Genomic DNA, 20,362 nt, shown 5'->3' with positions numbered 1-20,362 from the left:
TCGACGGGCGCTTCGACGAGCGCGCCGGCAAGGTCGTCAGTCGTGCTGCAGACGTTCCTTGATGACCACGGAACCGTTCTCGAGCGTCTCGATGACACCCTTGTCCTCCAGGTCCTTCATGACGCGGCTGACCATCTCGCGCGACGCGCCGACGACCTTGGCCATGTCCTGCCTCGACACCTTGCCGCGGATGATCTTCACGCCCTTCTCTTCCTCCGCCATGTCCAGCAGCGTGCGTGCGACACGGCCGTAGACGTCGAGCAGCGCGAGCGATTCGATCTGGCGGTCCGCGTTTCTCAGGCGCGCGACCAGGCCGCGCAGGATGCCGTAGGCCAGGCTGGACGACTCCGGCAGACCGCGGCCGAAATCGGCGCGACCCAGCACCAGCATGTCGGTCTGCACCTCGGCGCGGACCGTGGCCGAGTGCGGCTCGTTGTCGATGAGGCTCATCTCGCCGACGTAGTCGCCGGGCTGCAGCACGGCGAGGATCACTTCGCGGCCGCGGCTGTCCGCGGTCAGCACGCGGGCGCGGCCGTTGAGCAGGATGAAGAGCGCGTTGGACTTGGTGCCCTGCTCGACGATCAACTCGCCGCGTTTGAAGCGCCGTTTGACGACGCTGTCCGCGATGGACTGGGCCTGGTCGGCGGTCAGCAGGGAGAACAAGGGAACCCTGCGGATCAGATCCAAGTTGGACAACATGGCCATGAAGGGATGCCTCCTGTCGGTGGTTAGGGTCAATCGTGGAACTCAGGATGGCAGAGGGACCCGCCACCTAGAATGGATGCATTGTGCCAATTTGTTCACGGCTGTTCATAGGGTCAACGCCATAGGCCGCCCGCCCGTCCGCTTAGGCTGTCGTCCCTTGCCCGGTCCCTTGCGTCCGCTGAACGCATCCCCACCTCCCCCGTCATGAGCCAAAACACCCGCCACGCCCAACTGTTGATCCTCGGTTCCGGCCCCGCCGGCTACACCGCCGCCATCTACGCGGCGCGTGCCAACTTGAAGCCGCTTCTGGTGACGGGCATGGCACAAGGGGGTCAGTTGATGACCACCACCGAAGTCGACAACTGGCCCGCCGACGTGATGGGCGTGCAGGGTCCGGAACTGATGCAGCGCTTCCAGGAACACGCCGAGCGTTTCCAGACCGAGATCGTCTTCGACCACATCAACAGCGTCGACTTCTCCAAGCGTCCGTTCACGCTCACCGGCGACAGCGCGGTCTACACGGCCGACGCGGTCGTGCTGGCCACCGGGGCGTCGGCGCAGTACCTGGGACTGCCGTCCGAAGAGTCGTTCATGGGCCGCGGGGTCAGTGCTTGCGCCACCTGCGACGGCTTCTTCTATCGCGAGCAGGAAGTCTGCGTCGTCGGCGGCGGCAACACCGCCGTCGAAGAGGCGCTGTACCTGTCCAACATCGCCAGCAAGGTGCACCTGATCCATCGTCGCGACAAGTTCCGCGCCGAGCCCATCCTGGTGGACAAGCTGATGGACAAGGTCAAGGCCGGCAAGATCGAACTGCATGTCTTCCACACGCTGGACGAGGTGCTCGGCGACGCCAGCGGGGTGACCGGCGTGCGCATCAAGAGCACGCAGGACGGCACGACGACGGACGTCAAGCTGCAAGGCTGCTTCATCGCGATCGGCCACAAGCCCAACACCGACATCTTCGAAGGCCAGATCGAGATGAAGGACGGCTACATCCGCACGAAGAGCGGCCTGGAAGGCTTCGCCACGATGACCAGCGTGCCGGGCGTGTTCGCCGCCGGCGACGTGCAGGACCACATCTATCGCCAGGCCATCACCAGCGCCGGCACGGGCTGCATGGCCGCGCTGGACGCGCAACGTTTCCTGGAGCAGGAATCGACCTGACCCTCGCGGCCTCCACGGGCATGGCGTCTTCGCAAGGCGCTCGCCAACGATCCCGACCGGCCCGCCTTTGCGCGGGCCGGTGTGTTTCTGCTACACTCTTCGTTTCCCCGCGCCATCAACCTGTGAAGGATCTTGACGCGAGGAAGATGGGATACCGCCACCCTATGGCGAGGTGAGGCCGCCGCCCGCGACTCGACAGCAAGGTCGGGACGATTGGGACGGTCGCCGGATGACAAGTATCGGAGTGTCCTCATGGCACGCGTCTGCGAAGTCACGGGCAAGAAGCCCATGGTCGGGAACAACGTTTCCCACGCCAACAACAAAACCAAGCGCCGGTTCCTCCCGAACCTGCAATACCGCCGTTTCTGGGTCGAGAGCGAAAACCGCTGGGTCCGTCTTCGCATCAGCAACGCAGGTCTGCGTCTGATCGACAAGAAGGGCATCGACGCCGTGCTGGCCGACCTGCGCTCGCGCGGTCAAGCCTAATCACTGAACCAGGAGCGACACCATGGCATCCAAAGGCGGACGCGAGAAGATCAAGCTGGAATCCACTGCCGGCACCGGTCATTTCTACACCACCAACAAGAACAAGAAGACCACGCCCCAAAAGCTGGAATTCATGAAGTTCGACCCCAAGGCACGCAAGCACGTGCTGTACAAGGAAACCAAGCTGAAGTGATTCAGCCCGGTCCTTGAAGAAGAAAACCCGCCTCTCGGCGGGTTTTTTCATGGGCGATCGATAGAGAGAGGAGACAACCCCTCCCTGCCCCGCGCCTCTCGCACTCAACGGATCGGGGCCAGACTCGTCTTGCCCAGCAGCTCGCGCGCCACCCAGTCGTCGATCATCTTCTTCTCGTAGCGCAGCGACTCGGTGTCGAAGTAGCGGTTGCCGCCGCCGTTCTGATAGTCCATGTCCTTCAGATCGGCCTTGCCGGACTTCAGGACCTGGCCGTTCTCGCTGAGCGTATAGGTGAAGCTCATGCGCGGGATCGTCACCGACCGCAGGATCCGGATGCGGTCCGTGCGCACGCGCGGTTCGACTTCACCCGCGAGATCAACGTCCGTGACATCGATCTTGAGTTGCTTGCCGGGCAACTCGCGCGCCGCGAGCGCCTTGAAATGCTCCTCCAGCTGCTTCATGGCGTTGTCGCGGTCCACACCGCCCCAGCCGATGTCGGAGAAGTTCTCCGGCTTGATGAAGTTGACTTCCGCCTGCGCCTGAGCGGCTGCGGCAATCGCGCCCAGGCTCACGCTCGTCAGGCCGAACAGCACGGCGCGCTTGAAAAAGGTCGAGGCCATCATGTCAATCTCCTTGTCTGAGAGTCCAGACAAATTATGGGCGCCGCCAAGAAAAAGGCGCCCCGTAGGGGCGCCTTTTGCATTGCTTCATGGGCCGCTCGGTGATGGCCGTCACTCTGGACGGCCCCGCCGGCCGATGAATCGACTGACGATCGAAGGTTCGATCAGACGCGCACCGTGCGCAGGCCCGTGGCAAACGCCTTCAGTTCAGCGATGCCGCTTTCCTCAGCCTTGCGGCACCAGGCTTGCAGGTCATGCACCAGCTGCTCGGCCGACACGTTCGTGCGGGTCCAGAGCTGACGCAGCTCTTCGCGCATCGTCACCAGCTTATCGAGCACCGGACTCGCCGCACGGGCGCCATCCAGCTGCGCCTGATACGCCGCCGGGATCTTCTCGGCATCGCGGTGCAGCCAACGGGTCGCCAGCTTGAACTGGTGGAACTTGACGCTGTGCTGCTCGCCAGACGCCTTCAGCTGAGTCAGCTCGGCCTTGCAGACACCGCGCAGACCGCGCGCATAACGCGCCATCACTTCGTAGCGGTTGGCGATGATGGCTTCCAGCGTGTCCTTGTCGGCCACGGCCTTCAACTCGCCCGTCTTGATCTGCGGTGCGGTCTTGCGGACCTTCGCCCAGCCGATCATCTCCATCGCGCGGATGTAGCCCCAACCGATGTCGAACTCGAACGGCTTCACCGAGAACTTGGCCGAGGTCGGATAGGTGTGGTGATTGTTGTGCAGCTCTTCGCCGCCGATGATCACGCCCCACGGCGACACGTTCGTCGACGCGTCCTGCGCCTCGAAGTTGCGATAGCCCCAGTAGTGGCCGACGCCGTTGATCACGCCCGCCGCCCAGAACGGGATCCAGGCCATCTGGATCGCCCAGACCGCCATGCCGGCCACGCCGAACAGCGCCAGGTCGATGATCATCATCAGCGACACACCCCAGACCGAACGGCCCGTGTAGACGTGACGCTCGATCCAGTCGTCCGGCACGCCGTGGCTGAACTTCTTGATCGTTTCCTCGTTCTTGGCCTCGGCGCGATACAGCTCGGCGCCGCGCGTCATCACCGTCTTGATGCCGCGGGTGACGGGGCTGTGAGGATCGTCCTCGGTCTCGCACTTCGCATGGTGCTTGCGGTGGATGGCGACCCATTCGCGGGTGACCATGCCGGTCGTCAGCCACATCCAGAAGCGGAAGAAGTGCGACGGGATCGGACCCAGGTCCAGGGCCCGGTGCGCCTGCGCGCGGTGCAGGAAGATCGTCACGCCAGCAATGGTGATATGCGTCACCACCAAGGTGAAGACGACGATCTGCCACCAGCTGGCGCCGGTGAGGCCATCGATCATCCACGCCAGGATGGCGTCATGCACAGACATCAATACGTTCATTCGGTCCTAACCCTGCTCGCGAGGAGCCAGTTGTCCACAGGAAGCCCCCATTGTAGGCGACGCACTCTAGAAATCGCCCGGATGTAAGCCGCTTTCCCGCCGGTCTTTTGACGCTTCAGGACCGGAAGGGCCTGAAGACGTGATCGAACGAACGGTACAAGCCGTTCGTATCAAAAACAAACCATGCTTCCGGCGCCGAGATCCGGTGCCGGGCGGCTCCGCTGGCTTACTTCTTCCGCTCCCAGACCGCGGCGAAGAAGCCGTCGCTCTGGTGACGATGCGGCCACAGGCGCAGATAGCCGTTCTCCGACAGCGCTGCCGCCTGGGTCGCCTCGACCTGCGCATGCGTCAGCACGTCCTGTGCCGAGATGAAGTTGAAGTCGGGGTGGGCCTCGGCGAAGGCCTCGGCGACCGACTCGTTCTCGGCATCCAGCAGCGAGCAGGTCGCGTAGACCAGGCGACCACCCGGCTTGAGCAGGCGCGAGGCGCTGTTCAGGATCGCCAGTTGCTTGGCGTGCAGTTCCTGGATGCCCTCCGGCGACTGGCGCCATTTCAGGTCCGGATTGCGGCGAAGCGTGCCCAGGCCCGAGCACGGCGCATCGACCAGCACGCGGTCGATCTTCCCGGCCAGGCGCTTCACGCGCTCGTCGCGCTCGTTGCTGATCTGCACCGGGTAGACGTTGGACAGTCCGCTGCGCGCCAGGCGCGGCTTGAGCTTGTCGAGGCGGTGCCCCGAGACATCGAACGCGTAGAGCCGACCGGTGTTGCGCATCGCGGCGCCCAGCGCCAACGTCTTGCCGCCCGCACCGGCGCAGAAGTCGACGACCATCTCGCCGCGCTTGGCTTCGGTCAGCAGGGACAGCAGTTGGCTGCCCTCATCCTGGACCTCGACCTGGCCGCTCGTGAAGAGGTCGAGCTTCTGCAGCGCCGGCTTGCCTTCGAGCCGCAGGCCCCAGGGCGAGAACGGCGTCGGCGACGACGCGAAGCCCTTCTCCTTCAGCGCGGCCTGCACGTCCTCGCGCTTGGCCTTCAACAGGTTGACGCGCAGGTCCAGCGGCGCCGGCACGTTGACGGCCTCCGCCAGTTGCCAGAACTGCTCGTCGCCCAGACGCTGCTTCAGCGGGTCGACGATCCAGTCGGGCAGGTTGTGCCGCAGCTTCGCCGGCAGCTTGGTGCGGTCGATCTTCGCCACCTGCTTGAGCCAGTGCTGCTCCTCGTCGATGAGCGCGGCGCGGAGGAAGGCCTCGCTGCCGGCCCAGGCGAGGATCGCCAGACGCCGCGACATCGGACCGCGGCCCGACTGGGCCAGATGCTGCAGCACCGGACGCAGGCGCAGCACGGCATAGGCGGTCTCGGCCACGGTGTGGCGCTCACGCTGGCCGAGCGCCTTGTGCGCGCGGAAGAAGTCGGAAACGAGGGAGTCGGCGGGCTTGTCGAACAGCAGCAGGCTGTCCACCAGTTCGGCGCAGAGTTCAAGAAGGGCATTAGGATGCATCGCCCGATTATCCCAGGCTCCGGGCCCGGGACCGCGCCCTGCCCTGTTCCCGCCGTCACGCACCCTCCTCCATGAGCGATTCCCACACGACCCAGTACCCCGCGGCGCACGGCGCCGGCGATCCGTTGCCGCCTCTGCCGGCGGCGCCCGCCGGCCGCTACCGCCATTACAAGGGCGGCGAATACGAGGTGCGCGGCGTCGTCCGCCACAGCGAGACGCTCGAGGCGCTGGTGCTCTATGCGCCGCTCTACAACGACAGCGGCCTGTGGGTGCGCCCCTACGACATGTTCTTCGGCACCGTCGAGATCGACGGCGTGGTCCAACCCCGCTTCGCCCGCATGCCGGATTGAGTCCGGACGGATCCCCGGACCAACCCCCATGCCCCTGCTGCACCAGATCAAGCGCCGCCCCCGCCTGCTGATCGGCGCGGCCACCGGCGCCCTGCTCGCGGCGGCCTGGCCGGTGGAACTCGCCTGGCACACCCGCACGCTGCTCGGCTGGAGCGCCGGCGTCTGGACCTACCTCGTGCTGATCGGCTGGATGATGTTCCGCACCGACGCGGACGACGTCGAGGAGCAGGCCCGCGCCGTCGCGGACAGCGCGCCGACGGTGTTGATCCTGGCGATCCTCGGCGGCGCCGCGAGCATGGCGGCGATCGCGCTGGAGCTGGCCCAGGTGAAGGAGTCCGGCCTCCTGCAGGCCTGGCCGCATCTGCTGGTGGCGTCGGCGACGCTGACCGGTTCGTGGCTGCTGCTGCCGGTGGAATTCGGCCTGGCGTACGCGTCGCTGTTCCACAGCGGGCCGAAGGCGCCTCACGGGCTGGAGTTCCCCGGCGACGAGGAAGCGCCCGACTACCTGGACTTCTTCTACTTCGCAGCGACCGTCGCCGCGACCTCGCAGACTTCGGACGTCGTCGTCAGCGCGAGACCGATCCGGCGGCTGGTGCTCGTGCAGGCGATCCAGGCGTTCGTGTTCAACACGGTCGTGCTGGCGCTGACGATCAACTTCCTGGCGGGCATGCTGGGCTGAACGCCTCAGCCTCGGAACCGGGGCGCCGCTGCGCCAGGACGCTCAGCTGAACATCTGCGATTCGCCGCCACGATGGAGGACGCGGGCGCCCTCGGTCGCGAGCTGATCCTCGACGAACCAGCGCACGGCGCTCGGATACATGCGGTGCTCCAGCTTGAGCACGCGCGCCGCCAGCGCCGCCTCGTCTTCGCCGTCCAGCACCGGCACCACCGCCTGCGCGACGATCGGCCCGTGGTCGAGCTCCGCCGTCACGAAGTGCACCGTCGCGCCGGCCACGCGGCAGCCCGCCTCGATGGCGCGCTGATGGGTGTGCAGGCCCGTGAAGGCCGGCAGCAGCGACGGATGGATGTTGAGCATCCGACCCGCGTAGTGGCCGGTGAAGCCCGGCGTCAGGATGCGCATGAAGCCGGCCAGCACCACCAGATCGGGCGCGAAGCCGTCGATGACGCGCTGAAGTTCCGCGTCGAACGCGACGCGCGCCGCGTCGCCCTTGCCGAAGGCCTTGTGGTCGACGACCGCGGTGGCGATGCCATGCGCCCGCGCGAATTCCAGCCCGCCGGCGTCCGGCCGGTTGCTGATCACCGCGGCGATGCGGGCCGGCCATCCGCCGGCGGCGCAGGCCTGGACGATGGCTTCCATGTTGGAGCCTCGCCCGGAGATCAGGATCACGATGTTCTTCATGGGCCGGCAGTGTAGCCAAGGGCATGGGCATGACCGGTGTCGACCGGTCCGCCGCTCCCTACAATCGCCCTCCCGCCGTTGCCGTTCCGTCGTCGTCCGACCGGCCTCCTTCCGAGACCGCCCGCCCCGGCGCGGCCACCGCCCCAGCCCTCCGCCAATGACCGACCACCCCACTCCCACCCCGCGCCAGCGCGTGCTGTCCGGCATGCGCCCGACCGGCGCACTGCACCTCGGCCACTACCACGGTGCGCTGAAGAACTGGGTGCGGCTGCAGGACGCCTACGACTGCTTCTTCTTCGTCGCCGACTGGCACGCGCTGACGACGCACTTCCAGCACCGCGAAGGCCTGGAGCAGAGCGTCTACGACATGGTCGTCGACTGGCTGGCCGCCGGCGTCGATCCGGAGCAGGCGACGCTGTTCATCCAGAGCCGCATGCCGGAACACGCCGAGCTGTTCACGCTGCTGGCGATGAGCACGCCGTCGAGCTGGCTGGAGCGGATGCCGAGCTACAAGGACCTCGTGGCCGAGAACCGCGAGCTGGCGACCTACGGTTTTCTCGGCTACCCGCTGCTGCAGGCGGCCGACATCCTGATCTACAAGGCCGCCTTCGTGCCGGTGGGCGAGGACCAGGCGCCGCACGTGGAGGTCACGCGCGAGGTCGCCCGCCGTTTCAACCACCTCTACCGGCCGCCGACGGCGCCGCTGTTCCCGGAACCGCAGGCGCTGATGACCGAGACCTCGCGGCTGCCCGGCCTGGACGGCCGCAAGATGAGCAAGACCTACGGCAACGCGATCGCGATGCGCGACGCGCCGGAGGTCGTGGCCGACAAGGTGCGCAAGATGCAGACGGACCCGCAGCGCGTGCGCCGCGGCGACCCGGGCGAGCCCGAGCGTTGCCCCGTCTGGGCGCTGCACAAGGTCTATGCCGACAGCGACACCCGCGCCTGGGTCGAGGCCGGCTGCCGCAGCGCGGGGATCGGCTGCCTGGACTGCAAGGAACCGCTGATCGAGGCCATCCACGACGAGCAGGCGCCGTGGCGCGCCCGCGCCGACGAACTGCTCGCCGACCCGAAGAAGGTCCACTGGATCGTCGAGGTCGGCACCGAACGAGCCCGTGCGGTGGCGCGCAAGACGCTGCGCGAGGTGCGCGGCGCGATGGGCATCGACTACTGAGACGACAGAAACCACAGAACCGACAGAGACGACCGAGATGGCCGGCATCCACATCACCGACCTCGAATCCGCCATCAACTGGTGGCGCCAGCGCTCGCCGGGCGACGGCGTGACGCTGGGGCCCGAGCTGCGCGCGCTGGCGGAGGTCTATGCGCTGATGGTCTTCCACCACGAGACCGAGTGCGACGAGGACTCGATGCCGCAGCGCGCGCTCGCGGCCTGGCTGCGCTGGTACGACACGACGCCGGACGCGCCCTGCATCGCGATCTGCTCGACCAGCCAGGGCGACGAGCTCTGCAAGGGCTGCGGTCGCACCTTCGACGAGGTCCAGAACTGGCCGGTACTCACGGCTGGCGAGAAGCGCGCGACCTGGCGCCGGATCACGATCGAAGGCACGGCGTGGCGCTTCAACCGGTATGCGGAGCGCGCCATCGAGCTGCGCGGTGCCAGCGCCGCGGCCGACGCCGGCGGTGCCGACACGTCCGGCAAGGACTCCGCTTGAGCACAGCGCTGCACGGCCGGCTCGCCAGCCTGCGCCAGATCCTGCCGCTCGCGTGGCCCGTGTTCATCGGGCAGCTCGCGGTGCTGGCGTATTCGACGATCGACACGCTGCTCGTCGCGCGTCATTCCGCGATCGACCTGGCGGCGCTGGCGGTGGGTTCGGCCGTCTACACCTCGGTCTTCGTCGGCCTGATGGGCGTGGTGCTGGCGATCTCGCCGGTCGCCGGGCAGCTCTTCGGCGCGAAGCGCATGGCCGAGGCCGGCGACAGCCTGCACCAGGCGGCATGGCTCGCGCTGGCGCTGACGGTCGTCGGCGAATTGATCCTGTGGTTCCCGCAGCCGTTCCTGGCGATCTCGCAGGTCAGCCCCGAGATCGCCGCCAAGATCCGCGACTACCTGCGCATGCTGGGCATCGCGCTCCCGGCCGCCTTGCTGTTCACGGCCTATCGCGGCTTCAACACGGCGGTGTCGCGACCCAAGGCCGTGATGGCGCTGCAGATCGGCGGGCTGCTGCTGAAGTTCCCGGCCAGCGCGCTGCTGATCGGCGGCTTCACGCTCGGGCCACTGCACGTGCCGGCGCTGGGCGCGGTCGGCTGCGCGATCGCCACGGCGATCGTGATGTGGAGCCAGTTGCTCATCGCGCTGGCCGTGCTGCGCCGCGATCCGTTCTATGCCGACTTCGGCTTCGCCCGCAGCGGGCTGCACCGTCCGCGCAAGGACACGCTGATGCGGCTGCTGAAGCTGGGCGTGCCGATGGGCGCGTCGGTGCTGATCGAGGTCACCGGCTTCACCTTCATGGCGATCTTCATCGCGCGCCTGGGCACGACGCCGGTGGCGGGGCATCAGCTCTGCGCCAACCTCGTCGCGATGATGTTCATGCTGCCGCTGTCGCAGGCGAACGCCTGCAGCACGCTGGTGGCGCAGGCGATGGGCGCACGCGACTACGCCGCGGCACGCCGGCTCGGCTGGCATGGCCTGGAGATCGCGCTGGCGATCGCGTTCGTGCTGGGCGGCGTGGTGTTCTCGTTGCGCGAGCAGGTGCTGGGTCTGTACACGAGCAACGCCGCCGTGATCGCCGCCGCCCTGCCCCTGCTGGGTTGGCTGTGGCTCTTCCACGTTTCCGACGCCGGCCAGACCGTGGCCGCCTTCGTGCTGCGCGCCCATCACATCGCGACCGCGCCGATGCTGATCTACGCGTTCGCGATCTGGGGGCTCGGACTGGGCGGCGGCTACTGGCTGGTCTTCGGCGACCACGCCGTCGCGCTGCCCGCGATCATGCAAGGGGCGATGGGCTTCTGGAGCGCCGCATCGGTCGGTCTGGCGGCGGCAGCAATCGGGCTCAGCATCCTGCTGGCCCTCGTGCATCGGCGAGAGGATCTCAACCTCCCTCGACGTGACTGAGCGGGGTGTGCAGGGGCTGCCAATCTAGGCGCAAAGCACAGCCGTAGCAGCGCTACGGCGAGCATTTGCAACGACGAGTGGCGGCCCCTGCGCGCCACGAGCGGTCACGTCAGCGGCAAGGTGATGACGAAGCAGCTTCCGCCGCCTTCGCGGGCGTCACAGCGCACGGTGCCCTGATGGGCCGTCGCGATCTGCTTCACCAGGCTCAGACCCAGGCCGACGCCGCCGGACACCTCGGCATGGCCGGGCAGACGGAAGAAGGCCTCGAAGATCCGCTCGCGCATCGGCTCGGGCACGCCCGGGCCGCGGTCGCAGACCTGCAGTTCGACGCGGTCCTGGCCGGCACGTCGCACCTTGAGCTCGACGACCGGTCCGCCGTAGCGGCGAGCGTTCTCCAGCAGGTTGCGCAGCGCGCGGCGCAGCAGGCGATCGTCGCCGTTCAACGGCAGGCGCTCGATGCCTTCCTCGATCTCCAGCTCGGCGTCGCCCAGCGCGGCGGACTCGGCGGCGATGGCCAGCAGATCGACCGGCTCCAGCCTCAGCGACTGCGCGCCGCCTTCGAGGCGGCTGGCCAGCAGCACTTCCTCGACCAGCGCGTCGAGCTCGACGATGTTGGTGTTGATCTCCTGCCCCAGCCGCGCGCGCTGCGCGGGGACGCATCGTCCAGCATCGAGAAGGCCATCTTCAGCCGCGCCAGCGGCGAGCGCAGCTCATGGCTCGCGTTGGCGAGCAGGCTCTTCTGCGATCTCAGCAGCGCTTCGATGCGTTCGGCGGCGAGGTTGAAGCTGGTGGCCAGCGCGGCGACCTCGTCCTTGCCGTTGTCCTGCACGCGGAAACTCAGGTCGCCGGAGCCGAACTGCTCGACCCCGGACTTCAGCGATTCCAGGCGGCGCGTGAGCCGGCGCACGACCGGATAGGCGCCGACGGCGACCGCGATGAACAGCATCGCCAGCAGCACGGCCAGGGCCTCGCCGCTCGGGCGCGGGATCCAGCCCGGCAGCCAGGAACCGTTCGCGGCATCCTCGCGACGTTGCTGCTCCAGACGGTCCAGCATGCGCTGGCGCATCTGCTCGACTTCCGGACGCGGTTCGCGCCGGATCGGCGTGCGGGCATCGTTCGGCGGCGGACCGTCGACGAACGGATCGCGACGCTCACGTTGGATCCGGTGCGGACCGCTCGCGGCGCGCGCATCGGCTTCCAGCTTGTCCTGGCCGGTCGGTCCCGAGGCGCCCGGCGGTCGAGCCAGACGCAGGAACAGCAGATGCCGGCCATCGTCCAACGGCACGCGCTGCACACGCGAACCGGGCAGGTCCTCGCGTCGCTCGAACAGCGGCGAGGCGCCGATGCGGCGCCCGCGCGAATCTTCCAAGGCCAGCGCCATGCGCAGGCGCTGACCCCAGTCCTCGACAGCATCGGCCTGCTCGTCCGTGGACGCCGTCACCGGCGGCAAGGCGCGCTGCACCAGCACCGCGAGCGCCACCAGCCGCTCCGACGCAGCTTGCTCGAAGGTGCCGCGCTCCTGCTCGATGCGCCCCTGGAAGAGCCACGCCGAGCCGAGCGCAAACGCCAGCAACACCACCACGACGGTGATGTAGATGCGCAGGTACAGCGCCTTCACCGCGTCGCAGCTTTCATTCCAGGCCTTCGGCGTCCTGCTTGCGTGCGAACACGTAACCGGCTCCGCGCACCGTCAGCACGCGGCGCGGGTTCTTGGCGTCGTCCTCGATGACCGAGCGGATGCGCGAGATGTGCACGTCGATCGACCGGTCGAAGGCTTCGAGCGGGTGGCCCTTGAGCGCGTCCATGATCTGGTCGCGCGAGAGCACGCGACCCGGACTCTGCGCCAGCACGACCAGCAGGTCGAACTGGTGGCTGGTCAGGTCGCAGGCGTTGCCGTCCAGGCGCACCTGGCGGGCCGCCAGATCGATCTCCAGACGACCGAAGCGCAGCACCTCGTCGCCCATGGCCTGCGGCTCGGTGCGGCGCAGCAACGCCTTCACGCGGGCTTGCAGCTCCCGGGGTTCGAAAGGCTTGGGCAGGTAGTCGTCCGCGCCCAGCTCCAGGCCGAGGATGCGATCCATCGGCTCGCCGCGCGCCGACAGCATGAGCACCGGCAGGCGGCGCCAGCGCTTGTCGCCGCGCAGCTGGCGGCAGAACTCGAGGCCGTCGCCGTCGGGCAGCATCAGGTCCAGGACCAGCAGCTCGAACTGGCCGGCCTCGAGCTCGGTGCGGCCTTGCGCGAGCGAGCCGGCGAAGCTGACGTCGAAGCCGGCGCTGCTGAGGTAGTCGCCCAGCATCGCGGTGAGCCGGGCGTCGTCGTCGATCAGGAGCAGTCGTGGGTTCATCGGGCGTTGCGGTGCAGCCACCGACCGGGCCGGATCGGCCAGGCCGCGCGCCGCGGACTCATCGAAAGACTGAAGCATAGCCGGCCTCGTGCGTTCAGCGGTCAGTGAAAGGCTTCGGGACCGGGTTGGCCTCGTTGGCGCCGCGGCGTTCCTTGGCGCGCTCGGCGCGGTCCTTCATGCGCTCCTTCATCTTCTCGCGCTGCTGGTTCTTCAGCTGGGCGATCTTGGCGCGCTGCTCGGGCGACAGGACCCGCGACGCGTCGATCATCGCCAGCGTGATGCGCTTGGATTCGACGTCATGGGAAGCGTGCATCTGCTGGCGCACCTGCTCGACGGCGTTGGCGTCGACGGTCGGTGCGGTGAACAGCGCCTGCATGCGGTCGTGCAGCTGGCGTTCGGTGTCGCGCTGCGACTTCAGGTCCTTGTGCGCGGCCTCGAAGATCTGCTTGATCTGTGCCTGCTGCGCGTCGGTGACGCCGGCGTCCTTCAGCAGCTTGCCGTGCATGGGGCCCATGGGGCCGAAACCGGGGCCGCCGAAGTCCGGACCGCCGCGGTGCATGCCGTGCATGCCATGCGGTGGGGGCGGCGGCGCGTCGCCGGGGGCCGGCTGGGCCTGGGCTGCCAGGGCGGCCACGCTCATCGTCGCGGCCAGGGCCAGCATCTTCAGGGGGCGGGAGAAGCTCTTGACCATCTCGGAATCTCCAAATCGTTCTGGGGTGAGGAAATGGTCGGCGGCGCGCGTCAATTGGCCGTGGGTGTCCCGTAAAGATTCGTGAAATGAATCGACCCCAATGAAAAACGCCCGCGGCGCCTCTTGAAATCGAGACATCGCGGGCGCCTGGCAAGACCTGCCACAGAGGGCCGGTCTGATGGCTGGGAGCCGAGAAGATTAAGTGATGGGCTTGAAGCGCACGCGCTTGGGACGCGCGCCTTCTTCGCCGAGGCGCTTCTTCTTGTCAGCTTCGTACTCGTGGAAGTTGCCGTCGAAGAAGAACCACTGCGAATCGCCTTCGCAGGCCAGGATGTGCGTGCAGATGCGGTCCAGGAACCAGCGATCGTGGGAGATCACCATCGCCGAGCCGGCAAACTCCAGCAGCGCCTCTTCCAGCGCGCGCAGGGTTTCGACGTCCAGGTCGTTCGACGGTTCGTCGAGCATCAGCACGTTCCCGCCCTGGGCCAGGGTCTTGGCCAGGTGCAGACGGCCGCGTTCACCGCCGGACAGCTGGCCGACCATCTTCTGCTGGTCGTTGCCCTTGAAGTTGAAACGGCCGATGTAGGCGCGCGACGGCATCACGAACTTGCCGACGATGATGTTGTCCAGACCGCCGGAGACGTCTTCCCACACGGTCTTGTTGGCGTCCAGGCTCTGGCGGCTCTGGTCGACGAAAGCCAGCTTGGCCGTCTTGCCGATCTTCACCGTGCCGCTGTCCGGCGTCTCGACGCCCTGGATCATGCGGAACAGCGTCGACTTGCCGGCGCCGTTGGGGCCGATGATGCCGACGATGGCGCCGGCCGGGACCTTGAACGACAGGTTGTCGATCAGCACGCGGTCGCCGAAGGACTTGGTCACGCCTTCGAACTCGATCACTTCATTGCCCAGGCGCTCGGCCACGGGGATGAAGATCTCGTTGGTCTCGTTGCGCTTCTGGTAGTCGACGTCGCTCAGTTCCTCGAAGCGGGCCAGACGCGCCTTGCTCTTGGCCTGGCGGCCCTTCGCGTTCGAGCGCACCCACTTCAGTTCTTCCTTCATCGCCTTGGCGCGGGCGTCCTCGGTCTTCTGTTCCTGCTCCAGGCGGCGTTCCTTTTGGTCCAGCCAGTCGGAGTAGTTGCCCTTCCAGGGGATGCCGTGACCGCGGTCCAGTTCCAGGATCCACTCGGCGGCGTTGTCCAGGAAGTAGCGATCGTGGGTGATGGCCACCACGGTGCCGGGGAAACGCTGCAGGAACTGCTCCAGCCACTCGACCGATTCGGCGTCCAAGTGGTTGGTCGGTTCGTCCAGCAGCAGCATGTCGGGCTTGGACAGCAGCAGGCGGCACAGCGCGACGCGGCGCTTCTCGCCGCCGGACAGCACGCCGATGTTGGCGTCCCACGGCGGCAGGTTCAGCGCGTCGGCGGCCAGTTCCAGCTGCAGGTCGGTGTTCTCGGAGCCGGCAGCGGCGATGATGGCCTCCAGCTCGCCCTGCTCGGCGGCCAGCGCGTCGAAGTCGGCGCCGTCCTCGGCATACGCGGCGTAGACCTCGTCCAGGCGCTTCTTGGCGGCCAGCACGCCGCCGATGCCTTCCTCGACCGCTTCACGCACGGTCTGGTCCGGATTCAGCTGCGGCTCCTGCTCGAGGTAGCCGATCTTGATGCCGGGCATCGGGATGGCCTCGCCCTCGATCTCCTTGTCGACGCCGGCCATGATCTTCAGCAGCGTGGACTTGCCCGAGCCGTTCAGGCCCAGCACGCCGATCTTGGCGCCGGGGAAGAAGGACAGCGAGACGTTCTTGAGGATGTGGCGCTTCGGAGGAACCGTCTTGTTGACGCGGTTCATCGAAAAGACGTATTGAGCCATGGCGATGGTTCTTCAGCGTTTCGTGGGTTGACCTGGGGGCCGTTCGGCGTGCGCCGGGCCCTGCGTGGGCGGCGAGGCGCCCGGGCAATAGTCGTGCATTGTCGCAGCTTCCGCCGGTGCCCATAAACTCGACGGCCCTTCTCCGCCCCTTCCGGTTTCTTCAGAGATGACCACCATGCTGTTCCGTTCCATCTCGCGCACTGTCTCCGTTCGTTCGCGAACCGTCGGCCTCCTGGCCGCGCTCCCGCTCACGATGGCGCTCATCGGGGGCAGCGCGCATGCGCAGACGCTGCGCTGGGCCAGCCAGGGCGACATGCAGACGGCCGACCCGCATTCGCAGAACGAGATCGTCACCAACGCGATGAACGGCCAGGTCTATGAGCGCCTGGTCTCGCGCGACCGCAACCTGAACCTGGTGCCGGGTCTTGCCACCGAGTGGACGCAGCTCAAGCCGACGCTGTGGCGGCTGAAGCTGCGCCAGGGGGTGAAGTTCCAGGACGGCACGCCGTTCACGGCGGACGACGTGGTGTTCTCGATCAACCGGGCCAAGGACCCGTACTCGCAGATCAGCGTGTACGCGCAGGCCGTCGGCACGCCGAAGAAGATCGACGACTTCACGGTCGAGTTCCAGCTCGACAAGGTCAATCCGATCTTCCTGCAGCACCTGGACACGCTGTTCATCATGAGCCGCAAGTGGTGCGAGCAGCACAACGTCGCCAAGCCGCAGAACTTCAAGGACAAGCAGGAGACCTACGCCGCGACGCATTCGAACGGCACCGGACCGTATGCGATGGTGGCCCGCGAGCCCGGCATCCGCACGACGTTCAAGCGCAACCCGGCCTGGTGGGGCAAGTTCGACGGCAACGTGCAGGACGCTGTCTACACGCCGATCGCCAACGACGCGACGCGCCTGGCGGCGCTTGTGTCGGGGGAGATCGACTTCGTGCTCGACCCCTCGCCGCGCGACATCCCGAAGCTGAAGCAGACGCCGCAGGTCAAGGTCCAGGAAGGCCCGGAGAACCGCATCGTCTTCATCGGCATGGACCAGTCGCGCGACAAGCTGCTGTACGGCAAGGTGCCCGGCGACAAGAACCCGTTCAAGGACCTGCGCGTGCGCCAGGCGCTGTACCAGGCGATCGACATCAACACGATGCGCACCAAGCTGATGAACGGCCTGAGCCTGCCCACGGGTGGACTGACGCCGTCACCGCTGGGCGCGTTCGGCGACCCGCAGCTGGAGACGCGCCTGCCCTTCGACCTGGCCGCGGCGCGCAAGCTGATGGCCGACGCCGGCTACGCCAACGGCTTCGAGGTGACGCTGGACTGCACCAACAACCGCTACATCAACGACGAACGCATCTGCCTGGCGCTGGCGTCGATGTGGGCGCAGCTCAAGGTGAAGGTCAGCGTCAACGCGCAGCCGCGCGTGCTGATGTTCCCCAAGCTGGAGAAGCTCGACACCAGCCTCTACCTGTACGGCTGGGGCGGCAGCATCACCGATGCGGAAGTCGCGATGACGCCGCTGATGCGCAACCGCGGCGAGAAGTCGGTCGGCCAGTACAACTTCGGCAACTGGCGCGACGACAAGTTCGATCAGCTCGCCGCCGCCTCCAGCGAGGAAGCCGATCCGAAGAAGCGCGAAGAGCTGATCAAGTCCGCGCTGCGCGAATTCCGCGCGCAGACGCACCTGATCCCGCTGCACCGCCAGATGATCCCGTGGGCGACCCGCGCCAACGTGACGGTCATCCACCGTCCCGACAACTGGTTCGAACTGCGCTGGGCCTCGGTCGCCGCAAAATGAAGAACGCCTCTCAAAGCCCCTCTCCCGCACTGCGGGAGAGGGGTTGGGGTGAGGGTCTCCCGCCCGCCACGGTCAACGCAGCGGCGGATCGAACAGATACCCGATCCCGCGCACCGTGCGGATCAACGGCGAGCTCGGATCGTCGTTGAGCTTCTGCCGCAGCCGCGAGACCATCAGGTCGACCGAGCGCTCCAGCGCGGTCACGCCATCGCCGCGCGCCAGATGCAGCAGCTCCTGCCGCTGCAGCACACTGTGCGGACGCTCCAGGAACGCCCGCAGCAGCTTGTATTCGCTCTGCGACAGCACCACGCAGAACCCGCCCGGCCCCGACAGCCGGCGCGTCATCGGTTCCAGCTTGAACCGGCCGAACATCAGCACCTCGGCCGCATCGCCCTCACGCGGCCGCAACAGCGCCTTGATGCGCGCCTGCAGCTCACGCGGCTCCCCGTCCTTGGCCAGCACCGCATCCGCCCCCCGCTCCAGCGCCAGCACGCGTTCCAGCGTGCTGTCGTGCTGCAGCAGCACGATCACCGGCATCCGCGATCGCTGTCTGAGCCGCGTCAGCGCGCCCCAGCCCGCCTCGCGGGCGTCGCTGGGATCGATGAGGGCGAGGTCCACCGGCAGCAGCGGGACGCGGTCCAGCAGGGCCGCCTCGCTGCTGTCGGTAACGCGGAAGCCCCAGGCCCGCATCAGCCCGGCGAATCGCAGGCGCGCATGCGGGTCGGGGTCCAGCAGCAGCAGATGGGTGCCAGCGGCAGGATCGGGAAACAGGGCGCTCATGACGATGGGACAAGTGGACACATTGGCGCAAGACTATGCCGCTGCAATCGCGTTTGAACCCCGATCAGGACGGGCCTCACCGCCCTTTTTACCCGCGGTTTACCGCACTGAAACACGGCTGCGGACACCGACACGCTTGCCTGAGTGAGGGCTGTCACCCAGCTTGCTGAAAGCTGTCCGGATCCCCGTTTTTCCGCAGCGCCGGTGCCGCCCATCGCCCAAGCCTCGGACCGGTGTCACTGCACGGTCGCATCGACGCCCCGAACCGATCGCTCACCAGGGTGACAGACCCCGTCAGCTACAATGGCCCCATCGCCGCGGCTCAGTCTTGCCGCGGCTTTATCTTTTGAGCTCACGCTCTCCCACGGCAGCCGAAGACTGGCGCCAGGCCCTCACCGGGTCGGCGTGCTGCACACAAAGCCCGTTCGGGCACCAACAAAGCAGCTTATGAGTTTTGACGCATTGGGGCTCTCCCAGCCCCTGCTCCGCGCGATCGCCGATGCCGGCTACTCGACCCCCACCCCCATCCAGAGCCAGGCCATCCCCGCCGTGCTCACCGGCGGCGACCTGCTGGCCGGCGCCCAGACCGGTACCGGCAAGACGGCCGGTTTCACCCTTCCCCTGCTGGAACGTCTCTCCTCTGGCAAGCCCGTGCGTGACGCCAAGGGCCGCCCCGCGATCCGCGCGCTCGTGCTGACCCCGACCCGTGAACTCGCCGCCCAGGTCGAGGAAAGCGTGCGCACCTACGGCAAGTACCTGCCGCTGACCAGCATGGTCATGTTCGGCGGCGTCGGCATGAACCCGCAGATCAGCCAGCTGCGCAAGGGCGTGGACATCCTGGTGGCGACGCCGGGCCGTCTGCTGGACCACGCGCAGCAAGGCACGCTGGACCTGTCCAAGGTCGAGATCCTGGTGCTGGACGAAGCCGACCGCATGCTCGACATGGGCTTCATCCACGACATCAAGAAGGTGCTGGCGCTGCTGCCGGCCAAGAAGCAGAGCCTGCTGTTCTCGGCGACCTTCAGCGACGAGATCAAGGCGCTGGCCGACCGCCTGCTGGACAACCCGGGCCTGATCGAGGTCGCTCGCCGCAACGCGACGGCCGACACCATCGCCCAGCGCATCCACCCGGTCGACCGCGACAAGAAGAAGGAACTGCTGGCCCATCTGATCACGAAGCACGACTGGCATCAGGTGCTGGTGTTCACGCGGATGAAGCACGGCGCCAACCGCCTGGCCGAGTACCTGGACAAGTCGGGCATCACCGCGATGGCGATCCACGGCAACAAGAGCCAGGGCGCCCGCACGAAAGCGCTGTCCGAGTTCAAGAGCGGCGACCTGAAGGTGCTGGTCGCGACCGACATCGCCGCGCGCGGCATCGACATCGACCAGCTGCCGCACGTCATCAACTACGAGCTGCCCAACGTCGCCGAGGACTACGTGCACCGCATCGGCCGCACCGGCCGCGCCGGCGCGCAAGGTGAAGCGCTGTCGCTGGTGTGCGTGGACGAGGAAGGTTTCCTGCGCGAGATCCAGAAGCTGATCAAGCGCGAGATCCCGCGCGAGGTCGTGCCGGGCTTCGAGCCGGACCCCAACGCCAAGGCCGAGCCGATCGTGCTGGGCCGCATGGTGCTGAACGGCGGGCTGGGCAAGTCCTCGGGCTCGCCGCGTCCGGCGGGCGGCGGCGGTGGTGGTGGCCGTCGCGGCGGTGGTGGCGGCGGCGGTGGCCGTTCGCAAGGCCAAGGCGGCCGTCCGCAGGGCGGCGGCCAGGGTCAAGGCCAGGGTCGTCCGGCGCAGGGCGCCCAAGGCGGCGGCCAGAGATCCGGCGGCCCGTCGCAAGGTCAAGGCGGTCAGCGCCAGGGCCAGGGCGGACAAGGCCAGGGTCAAGGCCAACGCCAGGCGCAGGGTCAAGGCGGTCAGCGCCAAGGCCAGGGTCAAGGTCAGGGCCAGGGCAGCCGTCACGGCAGCCAGGGCAACCGTCCGGCAGGTGCGGCGCTGACGCGTCCGAAGTCGAACTCCTGATCCCGGACTCCCCGTGATGCAAC

General features: G+C 67.5%; 21 protein-coding genes. 10 read left to right on the top strand and 11 right to left on the bottom strand.

Translation table 11 applies throughout. The features are described 5' to 3' along the window. Nucleotides 1–36: 36 nt before the first annotated feature. Nucleotides 37–705: a Crp/Fnr family transcriptional regulator gene (locus tag ACQ859_RS14635; RefSeq protein ID WP_088383470.1), complete on the bottom strand. Its 669-nt coding sequence runs from the start codon at nt 703–705 to the stop codon at nt 37–39. 204 nt (nt 706–909) lie between these two features. Here ACQ859_RS14635 and trxB point away from each other — a divergent pair, with 204 nt between their 5' ends. From trxB to rpmG, 3 genes are all read left to right on the top strand, one after another. Further along, the gene (gene trxB, locus ACQ859_RS14630) at nt 910–1,869 is read left to right on the top strand and encodes a thioredoxin-disulfide reductase (protein ID WP_431266382.1); all 960 of its coding nucleotides are present in this window, start codon (nt 910–912) and stop codon (nt 1,867–1,869) included. Nucleotides 1,870–2,121: 252 nt separating this feature from the next. Further along, on the top strand, nt 2,122–2,355 hold the full coding sequence (rpmB, locus tag ACQ859_RS14625; RefSeq protein ID WP_088407487.1) for a 50S ribosomal protein L28: 234 nt from the start codon (nt 2,122–2,124) through the stop codon (nt 2,353–2,355). 22 nt (nt 2,356–2,377) lie between these two features. After that, entirely contained in the window at nt 2,378–2,548 is a 171-nt protein-coding gene (gene rpmG, locus ACQ859_RS14620) for a 50S ribosomal protein L33 (RefSeq protein ID WP_067273562.1), read from the top strand. A gap of 104 nt (nt 2,549–2,652) precedes the next feature. Here the strand turns inward: rpmG and ACQ859_RS14615 are convergent, their stop codons facing one another. From ACQ859_RS14615 to ACQ859_RS14605, 3 genes are all read right to left on the bottom strand, one after another. Then, nucleotides 2,653–3,171 carry a DUF3016 domain-containing protein gene (locus ACQ859_RS14615; protein ID WP_431266381.1) on the bottom strand — a complete coding sequence of 173 codons (519 nt, stop codon included), beginning with the start codon at nt 3,169–3,171 and terminating at the stop codon, nt 2,653–2,655. Nucleotides 3,172–3,332: 161 nt separating this feature from the next. After that, a complete protein-coding gene (locus ACQ859_RS14610; protein ID WP_431266380.1) occupies nt 3,333–4,544 on the bottom strand; it encodes a DesA family fatty acid desaturase in 1,212 nt (403 codons plus the stop codon). A 238-nt stretch (nt 4,545–4,782) separates the two neighbouring features. Further along, entirely contained in the window at nt 4,783–6,051 is a 1,269-nt protein-coding gene (locus tag ACQ859_RS14605; protein WP_431266379.1) for an RsmB/NOP family class I SAM-dependent RNA methyltransferase, read from the bottom strand. A gap of 71 nt (nt 6,052–6,122) precedes the next feature. Between ACQ859_RS14605 and ACQ859_RS14600 the strand changes: the two genes are divergently transcribed. Next, nucleotides 6,123–6,401, top strand: coding sequence for a DUF1653 domain-containing protein (locus tag ACQ859_RS14600; protein WP_431266378.1), 279 nt, complete (start codon nt 6,123–6,125; stop codon nt 6,399–6,401). 28 nt (nt 6,402–6,429) lie between these two features. After that, on the top strand, nt 6,430–7,080 hold the full coding sequence (locus ACQ859_RS14595) for a DUF1345 domain-containing protein (protein ID WP_088407492.1): 651 nt from the start codon (nt 6,430–6,432) through the stop codon (nt 7,078–7,080). A gap of 42 nt (nt 7,081–7,122) precedes the next feature. On the opposite strand, the gene purN is transcribed toward ACQ859_RS14595, so the two are convergent. Then, a complete protein-coding gene (gene purN, locus ACQ859_RS14590; RefSeq protein ID WP_431266377.1) occupies nt 7,123–7,761 on the bottom strand; it encodes a phosphoribosylglycinamide formyltransferase in 639 nt (212 codons plus the stop codon). A 157-nt stretch (nt 7,762–7,918) separates the two neighbouring features. Between purN and trpS the strand changes: the two genes are divergently transcribed. The 3 genes from trpS to ACQ859_RS14575 are packed head-to-tail and all read left to right on the top strand — an operon-like array spanning nt 7,919 to nt 10,837. Continuing rightward, entirely contained in the window at nt 7,919–8,935 is a 1,017-nt protein-coding gene (trpS, locus tag ACQ859_RS14585; protein WP_431046814.1) for a tryptophan--tRNA ligase, read from the top strand. A gap of 37 nt (nt 8,936–8,972) precedes the next feature. Continuing rightward, complete coding sequence (locus tag ACQ859_RS14580; RefSeq protein WP_431266376.1) at nt 8,973–9,437, top strand: DUF3717 domain-containing protein; 465 nt, start codon at nt 8,973–8,975, stop codon at nt 9,435–9,437. Further along, nucleotides 9,434–10,837 (top strand): MATE family efflux transporter, encoded by a 1,404-nt coding sequence (locus tag ACQ859_RS14575; RefSeq protein ID WP_431266375.1) that lies wholly within the window; start codon nt 9,434–9,436, stop codon nt 10,835–10,837. Before ACQ859_RS14580 ends, ACQ859_RS14575 begins: the two co-directional genes overlap by 4 nt. A 104-nt stretch (nt 10,838–10,941) precedes the next feature. Here the strand turns inward: ACQ859_RS14575 and ACQ859_RS14570 are convergent, their stop codons facing one another. From ACQ859_RS14570 to ettA, 5 genes are all read right to left on the bottom strand, one after another. After that, entirely contained in the window at nt 10,942–11,418 is a 477-nt protein-coding gene (locus ACQ859_RS14570) for a sensor histidine kinase (RefSeq protein ID WP_431266374.1), read from the bottom strand. Then, nucleotides 11,376–12,455, bottom strand: coding sequence for a HAMP domain-containing protein (locus tag ACQ859_RS14565; protein WP_431266373.1), 1,080 nt, complete (start codon nt 12,453–12,455; stop codon nt 11,376–11,378). Before ACQ859_RS14565 ends, ACQ859_RS14570 begins: the two co-directional genes overlap by 43 nt. Before the next feature lie 13 nt (nt 12,456–12,468). Next, on the bottom strand, nt 12,469–13,182 hold the full coding sequence (locus ACQ859_RS14560; RefSeq protein ID WP_088407529.1) for a response regulator: 714 nt from the start codon (nt 13,180–13,182) through the stop codon (nt 12,469–12,471). Between the two features lie 94 nt (nt 13,183–13,276). Then, complete coding sequence (locus ACQ859_RS14555; protein WP_431266372.1) at nt 13,277–13,873, bottom strand: Spy/CpxP family protein refolding chaperone; 597 nt, start codon at nt 13,871–13,873, stop codon at nt 13,277–13,279. A gap of 198 nt (nt 13,874–14,071) precedes the next feature. Next, on the bottom strand, nt 14,072–15,736 hold the full coding sequence (gene ettA, locus ACQ859_RS14550; protein WP_088407498.1) for an energy-dependent translational throttle protein EttA: 1,665 nt from the start codon (nt 15,734–15,736) through the stop codon (nt 14,072–14,074). 175 nt (nt 15,737–15,911) lie between these two features. Between ettA and ACQ859_RS14545 the strand changes: the two genes are divergently transcribed. Then, a complete protein-coding gene (locus tag ACQ859_RS14545) occupies nt 15,912–17,537 on the top strand; it encodes an ABC transporter substrate-binding protein (protein WP_431266371.1) in 1,626 nt (541 codons plus the stop codon). 72 nt (nt 17,538–17,609) lie between these two features. Here the strand turns inward: ACQ859_RS14545 and ACQ859_RS14540 are convergent, their stop codons facing one another. After that, nucleotides 17,610–18,317 (bottom strand): winged helix-turn-helix domain-containing protein, encoded by a 708-nt coding sequence (locus ACQ859_RS14540; protein WP_088408908.1) that lies wholly within the window; start codon nt 18,315–18,317, stop codon nt 17,610–17,612. A 447-nt stretch (nt 18,318–18,764) separates the two neighbouring features. On the opposite strand from ACQ859_RS14540, the gene ACQ859_RS14535 reads away from it, so the two are divergent. Next, complete coding sequence (locus ACQ859_RS14535) at nt 18,765–20,339, top strand: DEAD/DEAH box helicase (protein ID WP_431266370.1); 1,575 nt, start codon at nt 18,765–18,767, stop codon at nt 20,337–20,339. Nucleotides 20,340–20,362 lie beyond the last annotated feature (23 nt).

The organism is Roseateles chitinivorans, from assembly GCF_050632235.1.
Classification (GTDB): Bacteria; Pseudomonadota; Gammaproteobacteria; order Burkholderiales; family Burkholderiaceae_C; genus Roseateles; species Roseateles chitinivorans_A.
This window is presented reverse-complemented; position numbering and strand designations above follow the sequence as displayed.